This window comes from Paenibacillus lignilyticus (assembly GCF_017942085.1).
Taxonomy (GTDB): Bacteria; Bacillota; Bacilli; order Paenibacillales; family Paenibacillaceae; genus Paenibacillus_Z; species Paenibacillus_Z lignilyticus.
Window position 1 is genome coordinate 517,567 of the sequence record NZ_JAGKSP010000001.1, and the last position, 25,914, is coordinate 543,480.

Here is a 25,914-nt window from a genome sequence, read left to right on the forward strand (position 1 = left end):
AACCTCCTAAAAATTTGTAATCGCTTTCACGATCGAACGATTTTAAGGCCATTTTCGCGAAAAAAGGCAAAAGAGATCCCTGGCTCTACATGAAGTGAAAATTCATATAAAACCAGGGAGCGTCATTCTTAGAGGCTACTTGTTACGGCAACATACCTTCGTTGCTCTTCAAGAAGTAATCATTGATTTCTTTCAGCGTTTGATCATTTGCACCGTTCTTCGTTGCAATGCCGCTGAACGTTTTCCACAATTCTTCGAATTGAGCATCGTCTTTCGCAGCCATTGTTTTCGTCAGCGCTTTCTCGAATGCATCTCTGCCTTTCCAGAATTTATCCGCGCTCGGTACCGGACCAAAGAAATTCCAAATGGCCGGATCTACTTTAATCGTTGTTGTAATCGTTGAAGTTGAATTGTTAGGCAAGTTTCCTGGGTTAAAGAAGCTGAGGCCGTCGGCTGGGGACAGCACTCTTTCGTATGCATAGCTAGGTGTTACAGTGGAACCCCCCCCACATGTAAGTTGGGTATGGCGGCCATTGTTTAGACGAGGAACCTAATCTGTTGTTGTGCAGGTTGTATTTATTGTTGGCGCCGTTGTCTTTGTTGTACACCATTGCATCTTCAAGATCTTTATCCTTGAATACGCGCTTGCCGTCTTTCTCATCGAACAGTCCTGCACTTCTTGGACCCCAAGTGTACATTTTCTCACCGACTTCAGAGACCATGTAATCGAGGTAATGGATGATTTGCGGCAAATCTTCTTCCGCTACTTTATCTTTGAAGATCAAGATCGTTTGGTTATTGCCGCTAGGTCCTGCAGGGGAGATGAACTGATCGGTATTCGCCGGCGAATCCAGGAACACTTTTCTGTATCTGTACTTCTTGCCGGCCGCTTTCAATACGCTCTCATCCGGAGTATCCCACAGATAAGCGACCGCATATTGACCGTTATTCATTTTCTCCGTATGTGTCGCTTGGTTCTCAAGCAGCGATTTAGGATCCATTACTTTATCCCGAACCAGCTTATTGAACTCCAGCAGCGTTTGCTTAAACCATTCTTGTTGGAACATGAACTCGATTTCTTTCGTTTTCTTATCATAGTACGTGAAGTAGTTGTTATTTGCAGGAATACGGTTAAGGTAAGTTTGAAGCATGGTCAGCGTACTCCAGTTGTCGCCGCCGCCAAATGCATAGGTGGTTTCAACCGGCTTACCGTTTTCTTTAATGTTTTCTTTCTTTATCAGCGCCTGCATGTCATACAGGAACTTGTAGAAGTCATCCTTTGTTTTGAGCGGCACGTCGTACAGTTCTTCTTTGGAGAACTTACCGCCGTTCTTCACATATAGCGCATCGATTTCGTCCTGCGTTTTGGCTGTTGGGTACAGCTTCTTCAAGAGGTCGTCACGTACCCAGATGGAGCCCATTCCATCCGGCGCTTGTTGGGAGTTTGGACTGACGAACGATGGATCAAGGACCTTCAATGTGTTGTCCGGGTCACCAAGCTCCAGCGGGAACCCATAGGTTTTGCCATCCAAATTTTTGATCGTAATATTTTCCAGCACTTTTGGAAGTTTGTCGAAAGGCGTTCTCTTCGCTAAGTTCGGTGCGTACTTGGAGATGACTTCGGTCAAATCGTATACCTTTCCAGCCTTCACGAGCTCCGCCAATGCGGACGTATCCGAACTCATGACGACATCCGGCCAATCGTTGGCCGCGTTCAGCATGCCCATCTTCACGTTCAAATCCTGACCGCCGTTATCGAAGGAGTTTTCTTGGTCGATCTCAACGCCGGTTACACGCTTCGCTTCAGGTGTTACAACGTCTTGCTCAGCCGAATTATGAGTGGGCTCGCCAGTACCGTGGGAATACCACAACTTCAATTTCAGCTGTTTCCCTTTCCAATCCGGAAAGTCCGAGCTGTCTGTTACTTTATCATACATGTCATAGTAGAATTGCTCAGCCGGAGCTGCATTTTCAGTCGTGTTCGCTGCATTCGTTGTATTGTCTGCCGCAGCTTCCGTATTCGTATTAGCGGCAGCGCTTGTATCGTTTTTTGCAGGTTCATTATTATTGCTCGAGCAGCCGGCCAGCATGGCCACAGACAATGCTGCTGTCAGCGATAGGCGTACTCCTGTTGATAGTTGCTTCTTCACACATAATCCTCCCTTATTTATGTAGCCGTTTATAAAATTAGGTATGGAATGAGCTCGTAAAGATATGCGATAATAGAAGTGCTACAATCTCGAGAACATATTCATGAGATCGGCCGGCTAGTAGGTTTGGCGACAGATTAGCCCGCTTTCACTCTTTGATATGTTCTTTTTTCATGGCCTTGCAACCGTATGATCCCCTTATTCTTCCATGCTTGATTTCCCCATTACTACTCTATCACAGACAACTGTAGGCCTCACCACCTTAATGGAATTGAACGCGTTACTCCTTCACGGCTCCGAGCGTAATGCCTTGCACGAAATACTTCTGCAGGAATGGATAGATAATGACAATCGGGATGGTCGTAATGATGATATTAGCTGCCCGAATCGCAGCCGGCGTCATTTGGCGCGGCGAACTCGTTGCACCCATCGTGCCCATTCGAATGGCTTCCTCCATTAATTTCGTGACTCTCTCGCCTTCCCTCAAGATTTGCATCAATATATATTGAAGCGTATACAAATGCTTGTCGGTTATAAAATACAGCGTTGTCGTCCAATCATTCCAATGACCAACCGCACTCCATAAGGCCAGAACCGCGATAATCGGCATGGATAAGGGGACATAGACCCGGAACATAATGATGAACTCGTTCGCTCCGTCAATTCGTGCTGATTCTGCAAGACTTCCCGGGATACTGTACAGATACGACCGGATAATGACCATATTGTATAAGCTGAAGGAAACCGGAAGCACGTACACCAGAAAGCTGTTCAGCATGTGCATTTTGGAGAAGAGCAGGTATTGCGGGATCAGTCCACCGTTAAAATACATCGGGATCATCAAGAACATCAGGACTACCGCTTTGCCTTTGAAGTCCTTGATCGTAAAGGCGTAAGCGCACATGTATTGGACGACCAGCGCAATGAGCGTCCCGATGATCACCCGCAAGACCGATATGCCGGTCGCCGTAATCACGTCTTTGTTCTGAAGCAGCACTTTGAAATTATCGATGGTGAACACCCGCGGCCAGAACGTGATGCCTCCGAATTGCGAATCCATCGGATCGTTAAACGCTATCGCGAGTACATTCACATAAGGAAAAATCATCGCTACGACCAAGATAAACAGGAGGCTGATGTTCCCGTATTTAAATAGTTTGTATGCATTGGATTCGTGACTCATCTGGGCCTCCTACCATATCGATACGCCTGATATTTTCTTGGATATCTTGTTTGCAATGATGATTAGCAGCAATGCGACCAACCCTTGTGCGAATCCAACCGCGGTAGCCAATGAGTAGCTGCCTTGTTGAATACCCGAGGAGAAGATAACGGTTGCGATAACATCGAAGTTAATAAACGCGTTCTGCATCCCGTAGACAAGCTCGAAGTTGCTGGCGAACAACGTTCCGAGTGTGAACAGCAGCAGCAGAATCGTCGTTTGCTTCAGCCCCGGCAGCGTAATATGCAGATGCTGTTTGAACCGATTGGCACCATCCATCTTAGCGGCTTCATAGAGATGCGGGTCAATGGATGTAATCGTTGCGAGATATACGATCGTCCCCCAGCCGACTTCCTTCCACACGCTTAGCAGCAGCAGCAAGGGGAGGAACAAGCCTTGCTGGGACAAGTACATTTCCCGCTCCGTATCCGGTCCGAGCACCGCAACGCGCAGATCGTTCAGCGGTCCGTAGGAATCGAAGAAGGAGTAGCAGAGACCTACAACGGCGATCCAGGACAAGAAGTGAGGCAGATAAGTCAGCGTTTGAACACTTCGCTTGTACAAGCCGTTCTTCAACTCATTTATCATGAGCGCCAGTAAGATCGGCGCCGGGAATCCGACGAGAATAGTGAGCACGCTCAGTTTCAGCGTATTAATAATGGAGCCCCACAGCATTGGAATTTGGAAGATTTCCTTGAAATGAACCAATCCCACCCAATCGCTTTTCCATAATCCGGCGAACATATTGTAGTCTTGAAAGGCTGACAATAATCCGGGCATCGGCAAGTAGGAAAATATGAAAGTCAAAACGATGGAAGGCAGCATTAGCAGGTAACCAAACATATTCGTCTGAATGTTTTTCAGCATTCTGGCACGTACCGTTCTCTTCACAGGCACTTGAGTTGCAATCGTTTTCAACATATTCCCTCCTCTCTCGTCACTAGCTTTTCTCTTGTATGATTGAATTATAGAACGCTTTCATTTCTGGAAATAGTAAAAATACGGATTACAAATAACAGAATAAGGATCTCCTTATTTTCACAAAAATGACCTTATCCCGGTATCGCAATCGGAATAAGGTCATCGTTTATTACGCTGAAATGGCTTTCGCATCCATCCGATCGGCGCTGTAATTGGATGGTGTCGTCAGAATCACCTTCGTTCCTCGTCCGGGCTCGCTTTCGATTTCAAGGCCGTAGCCTGACCCGTAATAGGTTTCCATCCGATTGCGGACATTCTTCATCCCGTAGCCGCTGTATTTGCTTTCTTCCGCGCCTTCGAGTATGCGTTTAATCTTCTCGGGTCCCATTCCAAGTCCGTTATCTGCAATTTCGAAGCGGATCGTTTCGTTGTCGTCATTTGTGCTGACCCGAATCGTAATGAGACCGCCTGATTCGCGTCCGCTTATCCCATGCAGAAACGCATTCTCCACAATCGGCTGAAGTAAATTCTTGAGGACCAGCTGCTGTCCGGTGTCCTCTTCAATGTGGATGTCGTAATCAAAATCATTGCCGTACGCAAACATCTGCAAGCGCAAATACTCGCGGATCATTTCCGTTTCCTGCTCAATCGTAATGATACTGCTTCCTTTGTTCAATGCAATGCGGTAGTACTTCACCATCGAATCCACGACCTCATGAACCTTCGGATCGTTATAGATCCATCTGAAGGTCGAGAGCGTATTGTACAGAAAATGGGGATTGAACCGTTCCTGCAGCAGCTGCGTCTCCAATACGGTTTTCTCCAGCTCGTAGTCGGTAATTTTGCGATAATATTCCTTGATCCGCATCGTCAGCTCGTAGAAAATCCTTCCCATCTTCCCGAATTCATCCTCGGTTTCCTCGAAAGGCACGAAGCTGTCGCTGCTGATTAAGCTTTCGACATTGGTGTTCATTTTTCTAAAGAGTGCCTCCAGCTTCTTCGTCAGGAAATAAGAAACCATCTCGACCGTAACGAACAGAATACCGATGAGGAAAATGAAAATAACGAGCACCGTGATCAAATAACCCTTTAATCCCTCGAATACCAGGCTTTTCGGAACGAACATCGAGATATCGCCGATCCCCGGCTTCAGCTCTTTGTCGATGATATAATAGTCGTCTCCGGCCGAATCCCCCTCCGGGATCGTCTCTTCCTCCTCGCCTATCACCCATTGCTTCTTCCCATCGACCTCGTAAACGATATAACTGCCTTCCGGAATTTCATAGGTGAAGAAGTCCGTAATTTGTTGAATTGGAATTTGCAGCTCAATAATAGCCAGCGGCTTGCCGAGCGACATGATCTTCTTATAGCCGAACAGAAAGTTAGATTCCGCATCGCTGAATTGGGCTTTAATCGTCCGATATTTCCATAAAATCTGGGAGTCGTCATACTGCAAAATTTCATCCTTCAAACTGATGCCGTTCGTTCCCCGTACGTTCTCCAGGTTCTGAATGCTTCGCAAATAATCCCCATCATAGTTCGTATCTTCAATGGCATAAATCTGGAAATTCACATCCCGATTATCCGACTTCATTGCATTAATGACGCTCTGCAAATAGTCACTGAAATTCATAACCCCAACAAGGTTCTGATCGGTCTTGGTATCCAAATAATTAAAAATATAGAAGTTGTTGTTAATCGCCATCAGCTTATCCATGTTCGAAGACAGCAGACTGTTTATCCCGTTCACGCTGCTGGTCAGTTGAATGTCGTTCTTGTTAATAATCTCTTGTACTTTGGCGCTCCATACTTTCTGAATCATCAAGGAACCGAGAATAATCATAGGCAGAAAAGCAAACACGAAGATGATCGCGGCGATTTTGTGGCGATACGACAGCTTCCCGATCATAAGATAGCCTTACTCTTGTATTCAGCAGGCGTCATCCCGACGTTCTTCTTGAATGCAAGGCAGAAATACGACGTATTCATGTAGCCGACCTCTTCGGCAACGGACGCCACTCTGCTGTCTTTGTCCTTCAGCAGCTTCTTCGCCGCATCAATGCGCACTTCAATGACATAGTCGAAAATCGTTTTGCCAACTTCTTTCTTGAACAGCGCGTTGGCATATCTGCCGCTTAAGTAGACTGACTTTGAAATATCCTCGATCGTGATCTGCTCATGGTACTTCGCTTTGATGATCTCTTTGATCGTATCGACGACCTTCGTATTCTTACTCGTGTTCTTCTCAGACAAACGATCGATAATGGACATCAGCCATTGGTAGATCTTCTCGCTCACGTTGATCGGCGTATCCGGCTGGCTGAATTGTTTCCATACCTTCATATCATCCTCCGCCAGATCACGGAACGTTTGATTAGCTTCCTGTAGAATGATTCGCGTAATATTCACGACCATGAACGCAAAGCTCTTCACATAATTGGCATCATGCCGGGATACCCGATCGCCTAGGTATTTATCAACAAACTCTCTGACGTCCGCAGCCGTGCTGTAGATCATCAGTGTTTTCAAATCCTGATAAACCGCTTCGAGATTTGGGAGATCCTCGAATGGGACATCCGTGCGATCTTCGATTTCTTCAAAGGTGATGATCGGGTTGCTGCCGCTGTAGAATCGGGTGTGGACGGCTTTCTGTGCCTGCTTATATAGTGCCGAGATATCCGCGATCTCCTCGGAAACTTTACTGATGCCGGTAATAGCCGTAAGCTCGACTCTTCTGCTGATCTCCATACTGATTTCTACGGCTGTATTCATGATGTTGTCTTCATCATCCGCTTCGAAGATAATGGCGGCAAAATCCAGGGAGGAGAATTGAATCGGATAGATATAACGGTTGCCTGTGCTTAAGGAGGTAATGCTTCTCTTGACGGAATAGGAGACGAAGTACGCATCCGCCACGCCATGATCGATCGCTTTCTCTTCCGCTTCGTGAAGCTGGATCGACAGCACATGGATCCGGTCATGCGGCCGAACTGCAATCTTCAGGAACGCCATCCGTTTGATAATATCGGCTTCGTTATGGAAATTGCCGAGCAGCAGTTCTTTGAAGAACTGCTCTTGTACGAGCGGCAGCATCATTTCCAGCTGCTGCAGCATGCGTTCTTTCTCCATCGATTGCGAATGCTTGATATCAATATCGTGGACGAGCTTCTTGACCGCCGTCACGAGCTCATCGGCAATAATCGGTTTGAGAACATAGCCGTAGATGCCCAAGTCGACGGCGGACTTGGCGAATTCGAAATCGCTGTGGCAGCTGATGAAAATGACTTTTATATCGGGGTACCGCTGATAAATTTGCTCCGATAACTGGACGCCGTTCATAATCGGCATCGCGATATCGGTTACGATGAGATGCGGCTTGAGTTCGTCAATTCGTTCCAGCGCCTCCGCGCCATTCGGGAAAGTTGCCACCACTTCTATGCCTAGCGATGCCCAATCAATATGATTTTTAAGACCATTGCGCTCGTACTTGTTGTCATCCACGATGAACATCCTATACATGCTAGTCCCCCTCAAACCCTTTTTCTGATTCTGTTACCCTAAAAATATAGTGAAAGCGTTTTAATAGCAAGATGTTTTTGGCTCGCTGAATGGAGGTGAGAAGCTTAGCCTTTGACGAACACGAGCCGCGGTATCCTCGAAAGTGAAGCTGTCGAGTTGGTTCGGCGCGGTGCGAAATCTCTCACCATTCCGGATTCTCGCTAGTGAAGATCCCTAGGTGAGCTGCTTTCTCCCATTACTCCAAATTCACGCCGATGTAGATCTCTGGAGGATCTACTCTATTTCACATGCGCGGTACGCAGTACCTCTCTTCGACTCCAAATTACCAACTCTTACTCAAGAGCGGTACTAGGTACCTCTCTTCGACAGAGAACTACCATTTCGCGCCAATAAGCGGTAACTAGTACCGCTCTTCGTCTTCAAACCACCAACTATCGTATAAGAGCGGTAACCAGTACCTCTCTTCGATCATTATCCATTAAAAAAGCTGCCCCTATCATCTAAACGATGATAGAGACAGCTCTTGGATGAAAGTGAGAAGTAGATCATCACGAAACGCCTGGGATTACCCCAGGCGCTCCGATCCATATAAAGCGGCTCGCCGCTACACCAGCCGCTTGCCAATCTCCCAATGGTGCCCGAACGGATCAATCAGCCGTCCGATTCTCCAGCCGTGGCCTTCATTGACAGGTACAACTACCTCAGCACCTGCCGAGATCGCTTGCTCAAACAGTGTGTCCGGGTTAGCTACAGTAAGAATCATTCGAATGGAGCCCGGCACATCCGGCTTCGGACTTGATTCCGGGTCCTCCTGAATCCAGAAGCCCGCTCCTTGCACCGACAGTTCCGCTAGAATCGGCTTTCCCTCTTCTTCCTCCAGCCTGTAGAGCTCGACCGCGCCGAATGCAGCTTTATAGAACGTTAAAGCTTCAACCGCACTGCGAACCGAAATCCAAGGTGCGATTGATGTTGCTGTAGTTTGCGACCGTACCTGCGACATCCGATTCCCCCCTTATTGACAATCCTATTCACGTACAAGTGCTTTCCAGTAATTCCATGCTTCCAGATACGCCGGCAGATCATGAGGATGGTGAAGCAAGCACACCCCAATCCGGTAATAAAGCCCAACCACGACCTCCCAGACCAGCTCCTCGCGCTCCATCGGCTCATGGTCAAGAAGCTCCAATGCCGCAAGCAGCGTTTCCATCGTCAAGTCATCCGGCGAAGAAACGAATGCGAAGATGAAATCATAGAGCAGCGGTCCGGCCATCGGAGTCGGATCGATAACCCCCACCAGCTGCTGTTCACGGTACACGAAGTTATGAACACCGCAGTCGCCGTGTAGCCAATAATCGGGACGTGCTTCTCTGTACACGAGCAGCTTTATCGCAATCGAAACCACCAGTTCATAATCGGCTTCCGGGAGCAAGCTTCCCATTTCGTTTTTTGCAAAATCCAAACCATCCAGCGTATGATCATCCCACACTAAAGACGGGTCCGACTGCTCCACTTCCCGGTAATGATTCAACAGGTCTGCCGTTAAACGAGGCAACCAATCTTGCTTTAATCCGCGCTCGCCGCCTGTTGTGCCGCGCACGAATGCATAGACGATATAAGAGTTATCCGGGGCTGTAAAATGAACCTTAGGCAGCAGCGGACTAGCCGCGTAATCATTCAGAAATTGCGACACGACTGACAAATACTCCGCGTCTTCCAGCTTCAGCACATAACGCGGCTGCTCGTCCGCCATCAAGATGTAAACGCGCCCTTCTGTCGTGCCGCTCACCTGATGCATAAGCCGGGTATCCGGATGGATGATGTGTTTGCCTGCAAGCTCTTGAATGATTTTACAGATATCCGGACTCGCCGTCTGTTCTGCTTCCATCGTGTTCACACACTCCATTCCTTTATAGAATTTCAACCAGTCGATCTATCATTACCACGAAGCTATGCAACCGTCTGTTCTCGGTTCGGTTCCGCCAATCAGGACGCCATTCTCATCCCGCCATATAACCTGCCCACAGCCATACGCTTTACGATCTCGTACGATCTGAATCTCATGGCCTTTGCGCTTTAGCTCCTTTACAATATCGGTCGGCAGCTCACCTTCAACGGCAACCTGTTTGCCTTCCATCCACTGCCATCTAGGCGCATCAAGCGCAGCCTGCGGATTCTGATGATGATCCAATAACTGAGAGATTACCTGCAGATGACCCTGCGGCTGCATAAAGCCGCCCATTACGCCGAATGGGCCGATCGGTGCTCCGTCCTTCGTAATAAAACCCGGAATAATCGTATGATAAGGCCGTTTCCCCGGCTCCAGTACATTCGCATGCGCAGGATCGAGGGAGAAGGAAGCCCCTCTGTTCTGCAGGCTGATCCCGGTTCCCGGCACCACAATCCCCGAACCAAATCCCATGTAATTGCTTTGGATAAAAGAAACCATGTTCCCTTCTCCATCAGCAGTAGCCAAATAAACAGTTCCGCCCTTAGGCAATTGCCCCGGTTCAGGCATCAAAGCCCGTTCACCGATCAAGCTGCTGCGAAGTGCGGCATAGGAAGGGGACAGCAGCTGTTCCACGGTTGCTTTCATTCGGTTAGGATCCGTAATATAATGCTTCCCGTCTGCAAAAGCCAGCTTCAGCGCTTCGATCTGAACATGATGCCTGTCTGAGCTCTCATAACCGGAAAGATCCAGTCCATTCAACATATTCAAAGCCATCAAAGCGACAAGTCCTTGCCCATTCGGAGGCAGCTCCCATACGTCATAGCCTCGATAAGCCACTGAAATCGGGTCCACCCAGTCCGGTTGAAACGGTGCAAGATCCGTGCTGCGAAGCAGCCCCCCGCTCTCTCTGGCATACCGATCGATGATCTCTGCCAGCTCGCCACGGTAAAACGATTCACTGCCGGTTTCCGCAATCAGCCGAAGCGTCCGTGCATGATCCGGTGACCGCCATATCTCGCCGACCCTCGGTGCTCGTCCATTCGGGGCAAAGACACGAAACCACTCTGCGAAATCAGGATCATTCCCGCTTCTCTGCGAATACACCTCGTGAGCACGCTGCCATTTCACCGCGAGCTCCGGGGAAACCGGGTAACCGCCCTCGGCATAATCAATCGCGGATTCGAGCAGCTGCGCGAATGGCAATGCGCCGAATCGAGCGGATAAACCGGCCCAGGCTGCCGGCGCGCCGGGAACGGTCACCGGCAGCCATCCGCTTGACGGCATTTCCGCCTCAAATCCCCGCTGCCGAACCGCTTCCGGCGTCAACAGCTCAGGCGCTCCTCCACTCGCGTTCAATCCATACATTTGCCCTTTATACCAAACGATCGCGAACGCGTCGCTCCCAATGCCATTGCCTGTCGGCTCTACTACCGTAAGACATGCAGCGGCTGCAATCGCCGCATCAATGGCATTCCCGCCTTGCTGCAATACGCGAAGTCCCGCTTGAGAAGCGAGCGGCTGCGAGGCGGCAACCATTCCTTTCTTCGCTACGACTGCCGTCCTTCTGGATGGATATGGATACTCCGATAGATTGAACATGATAGGCTTCCCCCTTAACGTGTAGATCGTGAGATTTGCTCCCCTTAATTGGCATTACCCATTTCCTGCGACATCGCAATAAGCTTCGTCAGTGTATTCCAATTTCGTACGGTCACCGGCGCGTTCAGCTTGTCCACTTGTACGGAAAGCTTGGAATCCCGCACGCTTTGTCGAAATAACAGATAAACATCCCTGCCTGCGATCACATAACGATCCTCTTTAAAATCATAGCTCTCCAGCTTCTCTATTTTATTCGCCTGCGGTGTATCGAGCATCATCGCAATATAGAGGCATTCTCCTTCAAAAGAAGCTTCGGCTGCCGCAACTTCTTCATCCGAGAATGGCCGATTGGCAGCCATTGCTGCAAGCTCATCTGCTGTGCGAATAATGACGCGAATGGACAAACCAAACTTGCTCTCGATCAGAGCCTCGATTTTTCCGCGCAATGCCGGTTCATCTTCTTCCGACTCGAACAAAATATTGCCGCTCTGAATATACGTTTGAACTCGCGATAAACCCAGTGTTTCAAGCGCTTCCCGCAGCTCTGCCATCTTAATCTTGTTCTTCCCGCCAACGTTGATACCGCGCAACAAAGCAATCTGAATCGCCATCTACGCTTACACCACTTTCTGTAAAAGCTATTTTTCAATAGTCTACCATATCCGCGCTCTGGGGCGTATAGGATCAGCAGGAATTCATTGACAAATGCAATTGAGAACGATTATCATAATCGTCTCGGGTACGCTTAGCATCGCGTGGCTGCCGGTTGCGGCTATGGCAGGCGCAGGCATAACCTCGATCCTGATCTACTTGCTCGCTTGGAAGAAGGGCGTAACGCCAATTCGCCTCGTGCTCATCGGCATCGGCATCAATTTTCTGCTTGCCTCGGTTACGAAGGTCATGCTCGTTATGAATCCGATCTATACCGCTTCGCAAGCTTATGTCTGGCTTACGGGTACAGTCTACGGCACCGATTGGAAAATGGTATGGACCATCTTGCCATGGGTCTGCGTCTTTATCCCCCTCTCCTTCCTGTTCGCACGGAACGTCAATGTGCTGCAGATGGGCGATGATATTGCCAAAGGGGTAGGCAGCGCCGCGCAGCGTCAACGTTTCGTGCTGCTTATGATCAGCGTCGCGTTAGCCGGTGCGGCGGTTTCGGTCGGCGGAGCCATCTCTTTCGTCGGGTTGATCGCACCGCATATGACTCGCAAGCTCGTAGGCCCGGCCTTCGGCGGCGTACTTCCGATCGCTGCCTTGATCGGCGGACTCATGGTCGTCCTAGCGGATACAGTCGCCCGCACCGCTTTCTTGCCTTACGACATTCCGGTCGGCGTCTTTACAGCGGGCATCGGAGCGCCGTTCTTCATCTTCTTGCTCTATCGCAACAGAAACGCATAGCTCTGGCGCACCTGCTAGTTGAACAATCGCAAGTACAACCTTGCATAATCATACTGTAAACCTCGCAGCCAACCTGCGGTAAAAGCGCGCAAGACATTGAGTCCTGCGCGTTTTTAGTTGGGGGACAAGTAGCGCGTTATTTCGCCCGCGCTGCATGGCGCAACTCGCATTTTGCATCTCGCATTCCGCGTCATGCCGCTCGCTTCTCACACTCCTAATTCCACATCACGTCCCTCGCTCCTCTCATTCCTCATTCCGCGTCACGTCCCTCGCTCCTCTCAATTTGCAACCTGCTCACCGCAAATCACATTCCACGCGCGGCGCGAACAGCTAACGAATCGTGGAGGTCTTATTTTGCCGGTTTTCGAGGTTCCGAGAATCTAACGAATCGTAGAGGACTTATTTCGGTGAAATCGACTGCCAAACGCCCAAAAATCCTCAAATAAGACCTGTACAGTTCGTTAGAATTTTTTTTGGACTATTTAGGGACAAATAAGCCCTGTACGATTCGTTAGAATTTTTGAGCCTACTAAGTTAGGGCAAAAAGTGCATTTCGCATGCCGGAGTCCGCATTGTACAACTGACAAGAACTCGAAACTCCCATTACACAATAAACGTCACGCAGCTCGCACATCACAAATAAACCTACTAAATACCGCAACTCGCATTTTGCTTTTTGCATTCTATATTCCACCATCTACATCCAATACTCGCATTCCACATCACACGTCACGCAATCTACATCCAATATTCGCATCCCAAATCACACTTCACGCAATCTACATTCTACATTCGCCATCTACATCCAATATTCGCATTCCACATCACAAATCACACATTCTACATTCCGCAATCTACTTTTAGAACTCCCATTCCACGTGGCGCGAACAGCTAACGAATCGTAGAGGTCTTATTTTGTCGGATTTCGAGGTTCCGATAATCTAACGAATCGTGGAGGTCTTATTTCGGAGAAAACGACTGCCAAATCCCCAAAAACCCACAAATAAGACCTGTACGATTCGTTAGTTTTTTATTTGGGCTAATTTAGGGCAAATAAGACCTGTACGATTCGTTAGAATTTTTTTGGACTATTCGGGGGCAAATATGCGCATTACCACGACAACCTAACGAACCGCGGAGGCATTTGCTCGCCGGTTTACCGGGGTTGCGAAATTCAACGAACCGCGGAAGCCTTATTGGCCCAGGATTACCGGGATTCCGATATTCCAACGAACCGCGGAAGCACTAGCTTCGCCGGATTTTCGGAAGTTCCTCCTTAATGCCAATATAAAAAAGACGCGCCAACCGGCACGTCTTTTCCCTCTATTCCCGCATCGCGAGAACGATTAATATTTGAACTTCTCAACCGATTCATTAAGCTTCGCGGCCATATAGGACAGCTCCTGCGAGGAAGCGGCCGTCTCTTCTGCTGCTGCTGCGGATTGTTCGCTGATCGCCGCAACCGAGCTGATCGATTGCATAACCTCGCCTGATGCAGCGGCTTGTCCCTGGCTGTCCTTGAAGATTTCTTCGACTTTGCTTGAGGTCATTTGCACATTCATGACGATATCGCTGAAGGAATCTCTCGTTTTGGCAAACTGGGCCACACTCTCACCAACCGCAAGCACGCTCTTCTCCGCGCTGTTCTGCATGACTTTAATGATCCCTGCGATTTGTCTGGTCGCGTCACCGCTTCGTTCAGCCAATTTGCGCACTTCATCTGCAACAACCGCAAAGCCGCGTCCTTGTTCGCCTGCACGCGCTGCTTCAATTGCCGCATTCAAGGCCAACAGATTCGTTTGCTCCGCAATATCGTTGATAACCCCGCTAATATCCCCGATTTTGCGCGAATCGCTCTCCAGCTGTGCCATATGCCGGTTCACTTCGTCCATCTGACCGATCGTCTGATTGATCAGGTTCGTGCCTTCTTTTGCAATGTTCACCGTTTCGCCGGAAAGCGATTTCGCTTCCCTTGCGCTTGTCGAAACGGACCGGATGGAATTATCCAGACTACCGAACAATTCGGACATGACACCTGCTTGCGCTGCCTGATCTACACTGCCTTTGGCTACTTCATCCGTACTGATCGTAATTTGTTCAGCGGAAGATGCAACCCCCACGGAAGCTTTCGAAACCTGCTCGATCATGCTGGATAACCCATCCAGCATCCCGTTCATATGGGCGGCTAATTCACCCAGTTCATCCTTGGAGCGAATTTCGATTCTCGGACGGAAATCGCCGGTCGACAACTTCTTCACCATAGCAGTAATATAGATGATCGGCTTAACCATTCTGGTAGTAAACGCATAAATCGCGATCAAAGCGGCCAAAGCCACAACGAGTGCCGTGATCAGCGTAGTGCGCATCATTTTATTGATGGGTGCCATGAGTTCACTCTCTGGAACGGCAAGCATGGTCACAAAGCCGGTTTCGGTTCCGTAAGCGAAACCGATTTTCTTCACGCCGCCAAATTCATAGGAATAGGCGGTTGGTTTCCCTTGCTTCGCCGACTCAAACGCCGCAGTAATCTCAGGAACACCCAGATCAGCAATATTTTTCTTCATGATATAAGAGGAATCCGGATAATAGACGAATGTCCCGTTCATATCCAGAAGGATTGCGTAGCCGGTGTCGCCGACTTTCGTATCACGTATAACGCGGGTAGCTTCATTGATTTCAATAGCCGAGGAATAGAAACCGTAAGTAATGCCATCCTTCATCAGCGGAGCTGCAAAAGGAACAATCAAAGTCGAAGGATCGGCCTTGGAACGTGCAGGAGGCGCAATCGCCGACTCTCCGCGTCTCAGCTGCGGTATATAAGTTCTTCCCGATAGGTCGATGCTCAACCCCGTACTTAACACGGCGTTCTTGCCCTCCAGATCCATGGAGATGGAAACGCCTTGCCCAAATTCTTTGTGCTGCGAAGCAAAGGCTTTAACCAGCTCCAAATGGCGCGCTTTGTCAGGGCCAAGCAGTTGTGCGTAGCTTGCAATGGACTCCAGCTTGGTTAACTCTGCCTGCAGGTTATGATCAAATGAAGTGGCTATATTCTCTGTCGTTAACGCCAACTCTTGATCGATCTGATTATGAAACAAGGTGGAGTTGGGCAAGAAAAGTGCGATTGACATGGCTGCAACGATGGTAATCATGATGAATAGGGTTACTGCTGAGAACCGTGTTGCTAACTTGCGGAATGTGAACAGTTGAAGTGCTTTTCGAACCATCTCTTGATTTGCCCCCTACTTGAAGTGAATAGTTTCTGGTTAACTCCCAGCTATCTCCAAGTTTAAGCGGTAAATGTTTAAGAAGGTTATGCATAAAAATTAGATCAAAACGAGTTTTTACAAGAAAAGTTAAGAAAATGTTAGTTTATCATCGCATTATGTACGCTAACTGCCTATAGCAAGTCCATCTCCCCTTGGATCCGCCGCTCCGCTGATAATGCCGTCACAGCCAATGAGGATACCTTGCGCCTGGCCCATCATGCCGTCCCAGCCATCTACCACATCGACCTTATGCCCCCAAGCTTTCAATCGCTCAGCGGCATCGCCGAGATCGCGGTTCTCCAATCGAAGCCGATCACTATCGTCGCCCCAAGTGCGACCGTACACCCACCGCGGTAAGCTAATAGCTTCATGGATCGAGCAGCCGTAGTCCAATACTCCGGTAATAAGCGACAGCTGCGTCTGCGGCTGCCCTTCTCCTCCCTGCGTGCCCATCAGCATAATCGGCTTCCCATCCTTCAGCGCCATACCTGGCATAAGGGTGTGGAAGGGACGTTTTCCCGGTGCCAGCACATTAGGATGAGCATGATCCAGAGAAAAGTAGGAACCGCGATTTTGCAAAATAATGCCTGTCTGCCCTGCCGTATATGCGGAGCCGAAATCATAATAGAGGCTTTGAATGAATGACACGGCATTTCCCTCTTCGTCGACTACTGCCGCATATGCGGTGTCTTGACCTGCGGGCTCGGATTCGAATTCACTTGTCTGCGCAGGGTTTTTCCGTATCTCGTCGACCAGCTGCTCCGCCATTTCTCTGCTTAGCAGCAGCTCAAGCGGAATCGAGTTGAATGCCGGATCACTGAGATGCATATCCCGGTAACGAAATGCCCGCTTCACCACCTCGGTTACCAAATGATAGAAGGCTGAAGAGTTGCGCGGAATACGCTTCAGATCAAACAGCTCCAGCATATTCAACATCATAAGGAGGGAAAAGCCTTGCGAGTTGGGGGGCATTTGACAGACCTGCACCCCTCTATATTCTACAGCGAGCGGCTCCGCCCACTCGCTGCGGTGCGAGGTGAAATCCGATTCGGCAAGTAAACCGCCGTCCGCACGCACCGCATCGATGATCGCTTTCATCAGTGAACCTTCGTAGAAGGCATCGCGACCTTCCTGCATCAGCGTGCGCAGCGAATCGGCCAGCTGAGGCTGTTTGAGCTTCGCCCCTTCAGGCTTAATGGTGTTCATTAATGGATCGATGTACAAGTCGCGCAAAATAGGATCAGCTCGCAGCAACGGCTCATCGCGAGCCATCCATACATGCAAATTGCGCGAAATCGGTACGCCTTCTTCCGCATATCGGAGCGCAGGCCGCAGCAGATCTTCCCATGGCAGCTTGCCGTATTTCGACCACACTTCCCACCATGCATCCACCATGCCGGGAACCGTTATCGCGCTCTGCACACCGCGATCAGGAGGGCGACTCATCCCATCCCTAAGGAAATGAGCCGGATTCGCTGCCGCTGCTGCTCGACCGCTGCCGTTAAGGCCAACGAGCTTACCTGCTTGCGCGGAATAGATCATGAAGAAGCTGTCGCCGCCAAGCCCTGTCATATGCGGATACACGACTGCGAGTGCAGCGCTGACCGCCACGGCAGCGTCTATCGCATTGCCGCCTTGAATGAGAATCGCGCTTCCCACTTGACTCGCCAAGTAATGCGGCGTCGTCACCATATCGCGATAAGATCGCGGCATCAAGTTATGCATCCGGCTTCGCCCCTTCCGCATAAATAACGAGCGCCGCCGAAATTGCCGCACCCGGAACGATGCTTGCGCCGTGCAGCGGCAATACCGCTTCGAGCGCTGCCAAGCCAAGCAATATATTGGATTTGCGACAACTGTAGCCCATTGTGCCGATCCGCCAAATCTGACCCTTAAGCGGGCCGAATGAGCTCGCGATTTCGATGCCGAAATCCGCTAAGAGCTGGCTGCGTACCGCTTCTCCGTCCACGTTTGAGGGAATGCAAACACAAGTAACGACAGGCATCTTGCAGCTATCGTCGCCGTATCGCGTTAGTCCCATCGCTTCGAGTCCCGCAACCAGCGCACGCTCATGCAGGCGGTGACGCGCAAACCGCTCCTCCAGTCCTTCTTCCAGTACAAGACGCAGCCCTTCTCGAAGTCCATACAGCATCGCCGTCGCTTCGGTATGATGGTTCAGCCGCTGCGGACTCCAATAGTCCTGCAGCTGCGTCAGGTCCAAGTAATTGCTGCGAATGAATAAGGAGGGGTCCTTCTCGATGTATCCATCCGGCTGAATGCCCTTCTCAATTCTTTTGCGGCGCATTAGCTTCGCCTCTACCCGATCGTTATACGTGATAGGAGACATGCCGGATGGAACAGATAAGCATTTCTGCGTTCCGCCGATCACGGCGTCGAGCTGCCAGGCATCCGTCTCGACGGGAACGCCGCCGATTGTCGCAACCGCATCCACGATGAGCAGAAGCTCCCGTTCGCGGCAGGCTCGGCCAATCGCCTCAAGCGGCTGCATGCGGCCCGTCGAAGTCTCGCCATGTACGATGGCTATGAGATCCGGCTTGAGTCTGTCGATGGCATCGATGACTTCGCCCGGATCAAACACAGTGCCCCACTCCGTCTCGATGGTCACGACTTCCGCGCCGCAGCGCTCCGCGATTTCGGCGAGCAAATAGCCGAATCGGCCGAAGATCGGAACGAGCACCCGGTCTCCGGGCTCGATGAGTCCGGTTAGCACCGCCTCCAGCCCTGAACGGGAAGTACCGTCTACCGGGAAGGCCCATCGGTTGGACGTTCGGAAGAGCTCGCGCAGCATTTGCATCGTCTCATTCATGAGCGCCGTAAACTCCGGATCGAATTGACCGAGCATCGGATAGGATAGGGCTCTGGATACACGCGGATCAACCTCGACGGGACCCGGTGTCAGTATAATACGGGGCGAGGGAGATAAATCCTTATATCTCTTCATGGGACTCCTCCACATAGGCAAGTTGATAGAGTAGTTCAGTTAACAGTTCAGTGCCTCGCGCAATGGCTTCCGGGGCTGTATATTCCAGCGGTGAGTGACTGATGCCGCCCTGGCTCGGGATGAAGATCATCCCGCACGCACAGTGCGGCGCGAACAATCCAGCGTCATGGCCGGCTCCGCTGCTGAGCGTCATATGCGAATACCCTTTCCAATCGGCAATGCGAGCTATGCGCTCTTGTATCGCAGCGTCCATTGGCGCAGGACGTTCGTTCAGCCAACACGACATCGTCATACCGCAGCTATGACGAGCCGCTGCCTCATTGAATGCTTCAAACGTCCGCTCGCAGAAAGCGGTAATCACGGCTTCATCCCGGTGCCGAATGTCTACGGAGAAGCGAACTTTGCCGGGTATGACGTTGGCGATATTAGGCGAAACATCCATCTTCCCCACCGTTGCCACAAGACCATCCCCTTGCTCTACGGCAGCTTGGCGCAGCCAGACGAGCATTTCCGCTCCCGCTGCCAATGCATCCTCGCGGATCGCCATTGGCGTCGTGCCCGCATGGCCGCTGCGCCCTTCTATAGCTACGAAGTAGCGCCGCTGTCCGCAGATGGCATCTACGACACCGATATCGCATTGCGCCCGCTCCATCACTTCGCCTTGCTCGATATGCAGCTCGATGTACATGCCGATGTCCGTCCGCTTGCTTCGCCGATGCGCATCCGGCTCGAATCCCGCGCCTATCATCGCCTCGCGTAGCGAGATGCCCTCGGAATCCTTCGCTGCCAATGCTCCATCGAAGCGCTTGCTGCCCGTAACATTGCCCGATCCCCAATACGCCAGCGGGAAGCGGCTCCCTTCTTCCTCACAGAACGATACCACTTCAAGCGTGCGGCGGGGCTGTCCATGCTGCAGCTGCAGCTGTGAGAGCGCCGCGATGCCGGCTGCGATTCCCAGAGCGCCGTCATAGTGTCCTCCGCATGGCACCGTGTCGATATGCGACCCGGTCAGCACATGCGACGCTGCGGCATCAGATCCGGCCAGCGTCCCATATACATTGCCGACTTCATCGATGGCAACAGCGAGCCCGGCATCAGCCATCATGCGAGCAACCGCTTGCTGCGCTTGCCGCCAGGCTGAATCATACAGCAGCCGAGTGACGCCTCCGCGCGGATCTTCGCCAATCGTCGCGAGCTCCGCCAGCAGCTCTGATGTCCCTTTGCTTGCCTTCACAGTAGAGCCCCTCCCCGCCTATTCAAATCCCAGAAGCATGTGGCCGCAATCGCTGACCCATCGATCGGACAGTTGTATCCTTGTCACCTGCATCTGCGCTTCTGTTATAGAGGATATTCCCGCGCAGCAGAGTCATGTCTACTTGGCAGCCAAACGCATAACCGACGTATGCGCTATGCGGATGCCGATATTTCAAATGCCGCTCAGTAAGCACATAGGGAGAAGCCAAATCCACAATAGCCAAGTCGGCATCAAATCCGAGCGATATCTGCCCTTTCTTATCCCCGAATCCGAATCGTTCTGCCGGCGCTGCCGACATGGCCCTCGACAATACGTGAAGCGGAATGCCGCGTTTCAACCCGCCCTCGCTCACGATGCTTTCAAGCAAGCTCTGCGCGCCAAGTATGCCGCCCCAAACGCCGAAATAATTCCCATCCTTCACTTCCTTCATCCCCGGCGGGCAAGGAGAGTGATCGGAAGCGATACTATCAATTCTGCCTTCAGCAAGCTGTCCCCATAACCCTTCGCGTTCTCGATGGGATCGGATCGGTGGCGAGCATTTCGCGCCGGCGCCAATCCGTATCACATCCTCGTCCGTGAAAACCAAATAATGCGGACAGGTTTCCGCGGAGACATCGAGTCCCGATTGCTTAGCCTCGCTAATAAGATCAATCGCCTCAGGCGTACTGATATGGACAAAATGCAGCTTGCAGCCCGTTTGCTGCGCCATATGCAGCGCCTGCTTCACCGCTTCCCATTCAGCGGCCGGCGGCCTGGCATCCAAATAATCTCGCATGCTCACCTTGCCTTCCGCTTGCTTGGCAGCAGCCAGCGCCGATACAATCGTTTCATCCTCCGCATGAAGCGCCAAGATCCCGCCCAGCGAGGCGATAACTTTCATGCCTTCCAGCAATGTCTCGGCGTCTACATTCATGAAGCAGCCATCTCCCGTGTCACCGGGGTAGGACATGAATGCTTTGTACCCGACCACTCCCGCTTCCGATAGTGCCGCCAAATCGCCGATATTTCCAGGGACAAGCCCTCCCCAGACGGCAAAATCCACACGCGAACCGTTCTCTCCGGCTGCTGCATCCAGCTTCAATTTTAAAGCGGGTAGGTTTATGGTTGGAGGCAGTCCATTAAGCGGCATATCTATGAACGAGGTGCAGCCTCCGGCAGCCAGTGCCGCAGTCCCGGTAGCGAAACCTTCCCAATCTCCAAGCCCGGGCTCATTGAAATGCACATGGGCATCCACTACGCCGGCGAAAATATGCTTGCCTGCTGCTGAAATGACGAGCTTCGCGGCCTCCGTCGATAGATTCGATGCCAAGCCGGTTATTCGTCCATCTGTAATCCCGATGTCGAGTACCTCAACGCCGTCCGGCAGCACGACGCTGCCGCCTTTAATGAGGAGATCCCATTGCTTATCGCGCATCTCGTCTACCTCCTTATTTATACATAAAAGCGGCAAACCTCGCCTGAAACCACGCTCAAAGTTTGCCGCCTTGCTATACTTAAATCCGATGTGTCAGATTACATAACACAGTATTGCCAGTAAATTTATATTATCCTGATTATTTCGTAATGTCACTGCCTAATTCATACAAGTACTACCCTATGCGGCTAAATCATCAACTAGAACGAGCTTTTTCAAGGGCTATCAGGCAATTCAGCGTTATATAGTCTTACATAATAAAAAAGAAGAGTCACGAAACGCGACTCTTCTAAACGAAACTATTAGTGCAGCAGCCCGATCCACTTCCAATAAGGAACGGAAACGACAACGGCCAACAGTACGGCTAGCGCATACCCGAAAGCAACCTTTTGCCCCTGCCGATGACTGAACGCTCGCTCCTCTGAGCTAAAATAAGCGGTCAAATAAGTAGGCGACTGATAGCTGAAGAAGAATGGATCTGTCGATAGCAAGATGACAAACACCAAGATCCAAGGATGCACGCCTGCTTGCTGGGATAACGGAAGCAATGCCGTCACCAGCAAGATTACCGCAGGATCGTCTCTGACAATCAGAGTCACGATAAAGCACAATACAATAACAGCTGTCAGGAATAACGCAGGCGAGCTGATAAAGAAAGACATGTTGGAGCCCAGAAAATCTGTCAGCGACTCCACGATTCCAAGCTCATTGGCCACATTCGCGAAACTAAAGGCGATGCCAAGGAAGATGAGGAACGTCCAGTCGATGCCGCTGATGAGCGACTGCCTGTCAAGCACGCTGCTAATGACCAGAACCGAGAAGCCGATCAGCATAATCCACGTACTGTCTATGCCATGCAGTGGCTGCAGCATCATGAGCACGATACATCCGACCACGGTACAGACCGATATCCGTTCCTCGTTGGTCAGCGGCCCCAGCAGACGGATTTGCTCATCGAGCACTTTTCCGGAAACTTGTTTGACCGCAATCGTACTGCCACTAAACATGAGCGACAGCGCTACCAGCATAACGGTCCCGAAGACGGCGAAAGCAGGCAGCGCATAGAGCGCCCATTCCAACCAGGTGACCGGTACCGCGGCTCCCGCCAAGCTATACGCCATGACGTTGGTGTAGGATCCGGTTAGCACAAAAGGCGCCGTAAATCCGTAGAACACCATAGCCGCGAGTCCCAAACCGGCAGCGCCATGGCTTCGATCCTTAAAGCCCATCGACTCCGATAACGTTTGGGCGATCGGAACCCCTAAGGAAACTTTGGCCGAGGAGGATGGAATGAGCGGATTCAGCACGATGCCTCCCGCCACGATCCCCCAGAGCTGGCCGCGAAAATGCGGCGGAAATCTTTTTAAAGCATGCAAGGACAGCCGATAAAGAATGCCTGATTTCGTAATCACAACGCTGATCGACATGATGAAGATCATATACAGCCAAGTTGGGGAAGCGAATCCCGATAAGGCCACTTCCGGCTTAACGACGCCTCCGAGCACCCACAGCATCGCCATTCCCAACGCTACAATATAGTCCGGAATAATATTGACGATCCATAAAATAACCGCGGCGATGGCGATTCCGATGAACAGCATGCCTTTGTCGGTCAGACCGGCGGCCGGCGGCATGAAATAGAAGATCACAATCATGCTGAGCGCCATAACGAGGGCGAGCCAGCGAGCCCATTGACTCGGATTAATGAGACGGCTTGCCCGTTCCGCGAAGAACATGCTTTTGCGATTCGTCAGCTTCTGCTGGGCAAGCTGATATTCCCGTTCCTCGTCTTGAATCGCCTGCGGCCAGCGACCTGATAACACCTGTGCTGCCGCTTCTGCCAACTGCAGGTACTCCAGTGCCTTATGCCGATTATGCAGCAAGCGGCTTAACTCAGCTCCCCATTCGTATAGCGAAATGAGCTTCACTTTGTTGTCATTCAGCGTGCCTTCTCTCACGGCATGTTCCACGATCCGAAGGCCTTCTTCCGGGCCATGAACCAAACCTAAGCGAACAGCCAGCTCCAGTGCAGCATAACAGCGTAACAATACCTCGATCGGACATTCCAAGAGCAATCCGAATGTCTGCGTTTCTTCCGGCTCCGACATCGCTTGCTGCCGGATGACGGTGTGTACAACCTTATCCCAGTTGCCTTCTTCCTTGTACATAACCGCAAGTGCGAGCCACTGCTCCTGTTCGGTATAGAAGGCTTGCGCATCTTCGATCCATTGCCGTTTCTCCTTGTAGCTGTGCGCAGCGGTTGCCATTTCGATCAGGGCTGACTTGGCTTCGAGCTTGATTTTGCTCCACTGCGGCTCATTCATTCCATCATCATCTACGGATAGGAATTTGGTCAGGACCGGATATTGCTTCATCTTCTCTTGAAGAGAGAAGCCGAAACGAAGTTCGATCAGCCCGTTGTGAATCGTAGCCAAATGAGCGGACCAGAGCAGGAACTGGACAAGCGGCTCCGGCAGCTGCTTCAGCTCTTGCATGATCCATTGCGACCGCATTTCCTTCGAATCGCGCAATCGTTCATTCGTATGCGTTAAACGCTGCGAGATGAGTCTGATAAAATACGCCGAAATCGTCGGATGCTCCGTAATAAGCGCATCAAAGGTTTCCCGATCCAGCTGCATCAATACGACATTTGTTGTCGCGACCGCCATGGCCGAACGAGCCTCGCCGGTCAGCAGAGCCATCTCCCCAAGCGTGTCCCCTTCATGCAGAAAAGCAAGCGAATGCCGCATCCCATCCGAGCGTGTAAACAGCTCAATGGTACCGCTGTCGATAATGTACATCGTATCCCCGGGATCCCCTTGTTCAAACAAGGTAGCTCCGGCCTGCAGCGTAAGCCTCTCCAGCTTTCCGAGCAGCTTCGCCAGCTCCATATTGGAAAGCTGCTTAAACATTTCAATTTCAATTAGTTTCATGGACCCTCTTCCCAAACTTTTGACCTATAGCTTCAGATAATCTTCTATGATTTACGACATAATGCGCCTTGTTCCCTTCTTTTGCCCGCGATAATTTCGGAGCATCGCGGTTACCGCCTTAGAAAGCAACAAAAAACACGCCGCATTCGGCGTGTTCGATGGCTCCTCTATGGCCCGCTTAAGAAGGTATGCTTTCCAGCATCTCTTTGGCTCTTGCTTCCCGCTCTTCCGGCGTCATACGCGGACAGACATAACATTTGGTGCCTTCGACGCGGCGGTCAAACAAGCAGCAGGAGGAACGCATGACCCAGTTCTCGTGACAACCATTTTCCTACAATGAAATAAAGAAAAGTCCACGAATACGAGATCGTGGACTTCAACTTCTCTATTCCGCTCTGGCCCAAGTACACGGTTCCCCGTCTTTCAGGCCGAGTGCCGTACGTATCATGCGTTCCACAACCGAATAATCCTCGGGATTCTCCCGATTGAAATTCATTCGTTCATGCGTCGGCGCTACGCGGTTGCACATGAAACGCGGAACGCCCAGCTCATTGTCGGATGGAGCATGATACAGGAACGGATGGCAGATTACCATGTCGCCGGGTCCGCCTGTTGTCTCCACTACGCGAAGGGAGTATCCGTCCGGATCTTCGTAAGCTGTATCCATAAACTTCTGCAGGCGCTCCTTCTTCGCTTGACGATTGTCGGAAGGCGTCTCTGCATAGATGTCATCGGAGACAGGTTTGTTCTTGCCAAGCAAATCAGCAAGCCAAGGGTGCTTATTACACTCCCGAATCGCCTCGCCAAGACCGATTCCTTCGGGATGTTTCTCCAGCATCTTCGCTACGATATTATGCGAGCCTTCGGCCACCAACGTTCCCGATCCGCCCTTGCGCACCTCGGAGAATAAGCAAACGAGAAGCACGCCTTGTTCCCAGCTGTCCAGGTAATGGCGGAAGTGGCTGCCGTCGTAATGCCAGTTGCCCGGCACCTCCGGTCCGAAGTTAACGATGTAGCCGCCCCAGCTGACGTTCTCTCTTTCTTTGCCCAGCTGCCAGCGTCCTTCGCCGATTAAATCCTCAATTGCGCCTGTCAATCGATCCGAATTCAAGCCGTTGTGGATCGGATGGACATAGTCGCCGAGCCGTACGACAGGCTGCGTCCAGGTGTTTTGATCCTCTCTATGCACGCCGCGTTTCGCCAGCTCCTCCCACAGGAAATCCTGCACCTTGAGCGCTTCTTCCCGCGGATAAGCTTGCTCGACTTTTACCCAGCCTTTGTCTATAAAATGCTTCACTTGTTCTTCTGAAAGTACTTTAGGCAA

General features: G+C 51.0%; 18 protein-coding genes. 1 reads left to right on the forward strand and 17 read right to left on the reverse strand.

Going from position 1 to position 25,914, the window contains the following annotated elements; translation table 11 throughout:
• Positions 1 to 142: 142 nt before the first annotated feature.
• From I8J30_RS02275 to I8J30_RS02320, 10 genes are all read right to left on the reverse strand, one after another.
• Positions 143 to 421 carry a hypothetical protein gene (locus tag I8J30_RS02275; RefSeq protein WP_210655010.1) on the reverse strand — a complete coding sequence of 93 codons (279 nt, stop codon included), beginning with the start codon at positions 419 to 421 and terminating at the stop codon, positions 143 to 145.
• A gap of 61 nt (positions 422 to 482) precedes the next feature.
• Positions 483 to 2,150, reverse strand: a complete 1,668-nt coding sequence (locus tag I8J30_RS02280) for a type 2 periplasmic-binding domain-containing protein (RefSeq protein ID WP_210655012.1) — start codon at positions 2,148 to 2,150, stop codon at positions 483 to 485.
• Positions 2,151 to 2,430: 280 nt separating this feature from the next.
• Positions 2,431 to 3,333 (reverse strand): carbohydrate ABC transporter permease, encoded by a 903-nt coding sequence (locus I8J30_RS02285; RefSeq protein ID WP_210655014.1) that lies wholly within the window; start codon positions 3,331 to 3,333, stop codon positions 2,431 to 2,433.
• A gap of 9 nt (positions 3,334 to 3,342) precedes the next feature.
• The gene (locus I8J30_RS02290; protein ID WP_210655016.1) at positions 3,343 to 4,293 is read right to left on the reverse strand and encodes an ABC transporter permease; all 951 of its coding nucleotides are present in this window, start codon (positions 4,291 to 4,293) and stop codon (positions 3,343 to 3,345) included.
• Between the two features lie 169 nt (positions 4,294 to 4,462).
• The gene (locus I8J30_RS02295) at positions 4,463 to 6,202 is read right to left on the reverse strand and encodes a sensor histidine kinase (RefSeq protein WP_210655018.1); all 1,740 of its coding nucleotides are present in this window, start codon (positions 6,200 to 6,202) and stop codon (positions 4,463 to 4,465) included.
• Positions 6,199 to 7,812: a response regulator transcription factor gene (locus tag I8J30_RS02300; RefSeq protein ID WP_210655020.1), complete on the reverse strand. Its 1,614-nt coding sequence runs from the start codon at positions 7,810 to 7,812 to the stop codon at positions 6,199 to 6,201. The genes I8J30_RS02295 and I8J30_RS02300 overlap by 4 nt, the downstream gene beginning before the upstream one ends.
• A 604-nt stretch (positions 7,813 to 8,416) precedes the next feature.
• Complete coding sequence (locus I8J30_RS02305; protein ID WP_210655022.1) at positions 8,417 to 8,812, reverse strand: VOC family protein; 396 nt, start codon at positions 8,810 to 8,812, stop codon at positions 8,417 to 8,419.
• 24 nt (positions 8,813 to 8,836) lie between these two features.
• Positions 8,837 to 9,697 carry a phosphotransferase gene (locus tag I8J30_RS02310; protein ID WP_210655024.1) on the reverse strand — a complete coding sequence of 287 codons (861 nt, stop codon included), beginning with the start codon at positions 9,695 to 9,697 and terminating at the stop codon, positions 8,837 to 8,839.
• A gap of 51 nt (positions 9,698 to 9,748) precedes the next feature.
• Positions 9,749 to 11,359, reverse strand: coding sequence for a gamma-glutamyltransferase family protein (locus tag I8J30_RS02315; RefSeq protein ID WP_210655026.1), 1,611 nt, complete (start codon positions 11,357 to 11,359; stop codon positions 9,749 to 9,751).
• Positions 11,360 to 11,403: 44 nt separating this feature from the next.
• Positions 11,404 to 11,970: a DUF1697 domain-containing protein gene (locus I8J30_RS02320; protein WP_210655027.1), complete on the reverse strand. Its 567-nt coding sequence runs from the start codon at positions 11,968 to 11,970 to the stop codon at positions 11,404 to 11,406.
• A 94-nt stretch (positions 11,971 to 12,064) separates the two neighbouring features.
• Between I8J30_RS02320 and I8J30_RS02325 the strand changes: the two genes are divergently transcribed.
• Positions 12,065 to 12,760 (forward strand): FecCD family ABC transporter permease, encoded by a 696-nt coding sequence (locus I8J30_RS02325; protein ID WP_210655029.1) that lies wholly within the window; start codon positions 12,065 to 12,067, stop codon positions 12,758 to 12,760.
• A 1,346-nt stretch (positions 12,761 to 14,106) separates the two neighbouring features.
• On the opposite strand, the gene I8J30_RS02330 is transcribed toward I8J30_RS02325, so the two are convergent.
• The 7 genes from I8J30_RS02330 to I8J30_RS02360 all read right to left on the reverse strand — a co-directional run bounded on the left by I8J30_RS02330 (position 14,107) and on the right by I8J30_RS02360 (position 25,914).
• Positions 14,107 to 15,984, reverse strand: coding sequence for a methyl-accepting chemotaxis protein (locus I8J30_RS02330; protein WP_210655031.1), 1,878 nt, complete (start codon positions 15,982 to 15,984; stop codon positions 14,107 to 14,109).
• A gap of 165 nt (positions 15,985 to 16,149) precedes the next feature.
• The gene (ggt, locus tag I8J30_RS02335) at positions 16,150 to 17,751 is read right to left on the reverse strand and encodes a gamma-glutamyltransferase (RefSeq protein ID WP_210655033.1); all 1,602 of its coding nucleotides are present in this window, start codon (positions 17,749 to 17,751) and stop codon (positions 16,150 to 16,152) included.
• Positions 17,744 to 18,988, reverse strand: a complete 1,245-nt coding sequence (locus I8J30_RS02340) for a pyridoxal-phosphate-dependent aminotransferase family protein (RefSeq protein WP_210655035.1) — start codon at positions 18,986 to 18,988, stop codon at positions 17,744 to 17,746. Before I8J30_RS02340 ends, ggt begins: the two co-directional genes overlap by 8 nt.
• Positions 18,975 to 20,222, reverse strand: a complete 1,248-nt coding sequence (locus I8J30_RS02345) for a Zn-dependent hydrolase (protein ID WP_210655037.1) — start codon at positions 20,220 to 20,222, stop codon at positions 18,975 to 18,977. The genes I8J30_RS02340 and I8J30_RS02345 overlap by 14 nt, the downstream gene beginning before the upstream one ends.
• Before the next feature lie 22 nt (positions 20,223 to 20,244).
• Positions 20,245 to 21,657 carry an allantoinase AllB gene (allB, locus tag I8J30_RS02350; RefSeq protein WP_210655039.1) on the reverse strand — a complete coding sequence of 471 codons (1,413 nt, stop codon included), beginning with the start codon at positions 21,655 to 21,657 and terminating at the stop codon, positions 20,245 to 20,247.
• Between the two features lie 302 nt (positions 21,658 to 21,959).
• Positions 21,960 to 24,590, reverse strand: coding sequence for an SLC13 family permease (locus I8J30_RS02355; RefSeq protein ID WP_210655041.1), 2,631 nt, complete (start codon positions 24,588 to 24,590; stop codon positions 21,960 to 21,962).
• Between the two features lie 385 nt (positions 24,591 to 24,975).
• Entirely contained in the window at positions 24,976 to 25,914 is a 939-nt protein-coding gene (locus tag I8J30_RS02360; RefSeq protein WP_210655043.1) for a phytanoyl-CoA dioxygenase family protein, read from the reverse strand.

What these genes read in the sequence shown, in the direction of transcription:
- I8J30_RS02305 (WP_210655022.1), bottom strand. Translation starts at nt 8,812, where the DNA reads ATGTCGCAGGTACGGTCGCAAACTACAGCAACATCAATCGCACCTTGG.
- I8J30_RS02330 (WP_210655031.1), bottom strand. Translation starts at nt 15,984, where the DNA reads ATGGTTCGAAAAGCACTTCAACTGTTCACATTCCGCAAGTTAGCAACA.
- I8J30_RS02340 (WP_210655035.1), bottom strand. Translation starts at nt 18,988, where the DNA reads ATGAAGAGATATAAGGATTTATCTCCCTCGCCCCGTATTATACTGACA.
- I8J30_RS02310 (WP_210655024.1), bottom strand. Translation starts at nt 9,697, where the DNA reads ATGGAAGCAGAACAGACGGCGAGTCCGGATATCTGTAAAATCATTCAA.
- I8J30_RS02325 (WP_210655029.1), top strand. Translation starts at nt 12,065, where the DNA reads ATGCAATTGAGAACGATTATCATAATCGTCTCGGGTACGCTTAGCATC.
- I8J30_RS02290 (WP_210655016.1), bottom strand. Translation starts at nt 4,293, where the DNA reads ATGTTGAAAACGATTGCAACTCAAGTGCCTGTGAAGAGAACGGTACGT.
- I8J30_RS02285 (WP_210655014.1), bottom strand. Translation starts at nt 3,333, where the DNA reads ATGAGTCACGAATCCAATGCATACAAACTATTTAAATACGGGAACATC.
- I8J30_RS02320 (WP_210655027.1), bottom strand. Translation starts at nt 11,970, where the DNA reads ATGGCGATTCAGATTGCTTTGTTGCGCGGTATCAACGTTGGCGGGAAG.
- I8J30_RS02315 (WP_210655026.1), bottom strand. Translation starts at nt 11,359, where the DNA reads ATGTTCAATCTATCGGAGTATCCATATCCATCCAGAAGGACGGCAGTC.
- I8J30_RS02300 (WP_210655020.1), bottom strand. Translation starts at nt 7,812, where the DNA reads ATGTATAGGATGTTCATCGTGGATGACAACAAGTACGAGCGCAATGGT.
- I8J30_RS02295 (WP_210655018.1), bottom strand. Translation starts at nt 6,202, where the DNA reads ATGATCGGGAAGCTGTCGTATCGCCACAAAATCGCCGCGATCATCTTC.
- ggt (WP_210655033.1), bottom strand. Translation starts at nt 17,751, where the DNA reads ATGCATAACTTGATGCCGCGATCTTATCGCGATATGGTGACGACGCCG.
- allB (WP_210655039.1), bottom strand. Translation starts at nt 21,657, where the DNA reads ATGCGCGATAAGCAATGGGATCTCCTCATTAAAGGCGGCAGCGTCGTG.
- I8J30_RS02355 (WP_210655041.1), bottom strand. Translation starts at nt 24,590, where the DNA reads ATGAAACTAATTGAAATTGAAATGTTTAAGCAGCTTTCCAATATGGAG.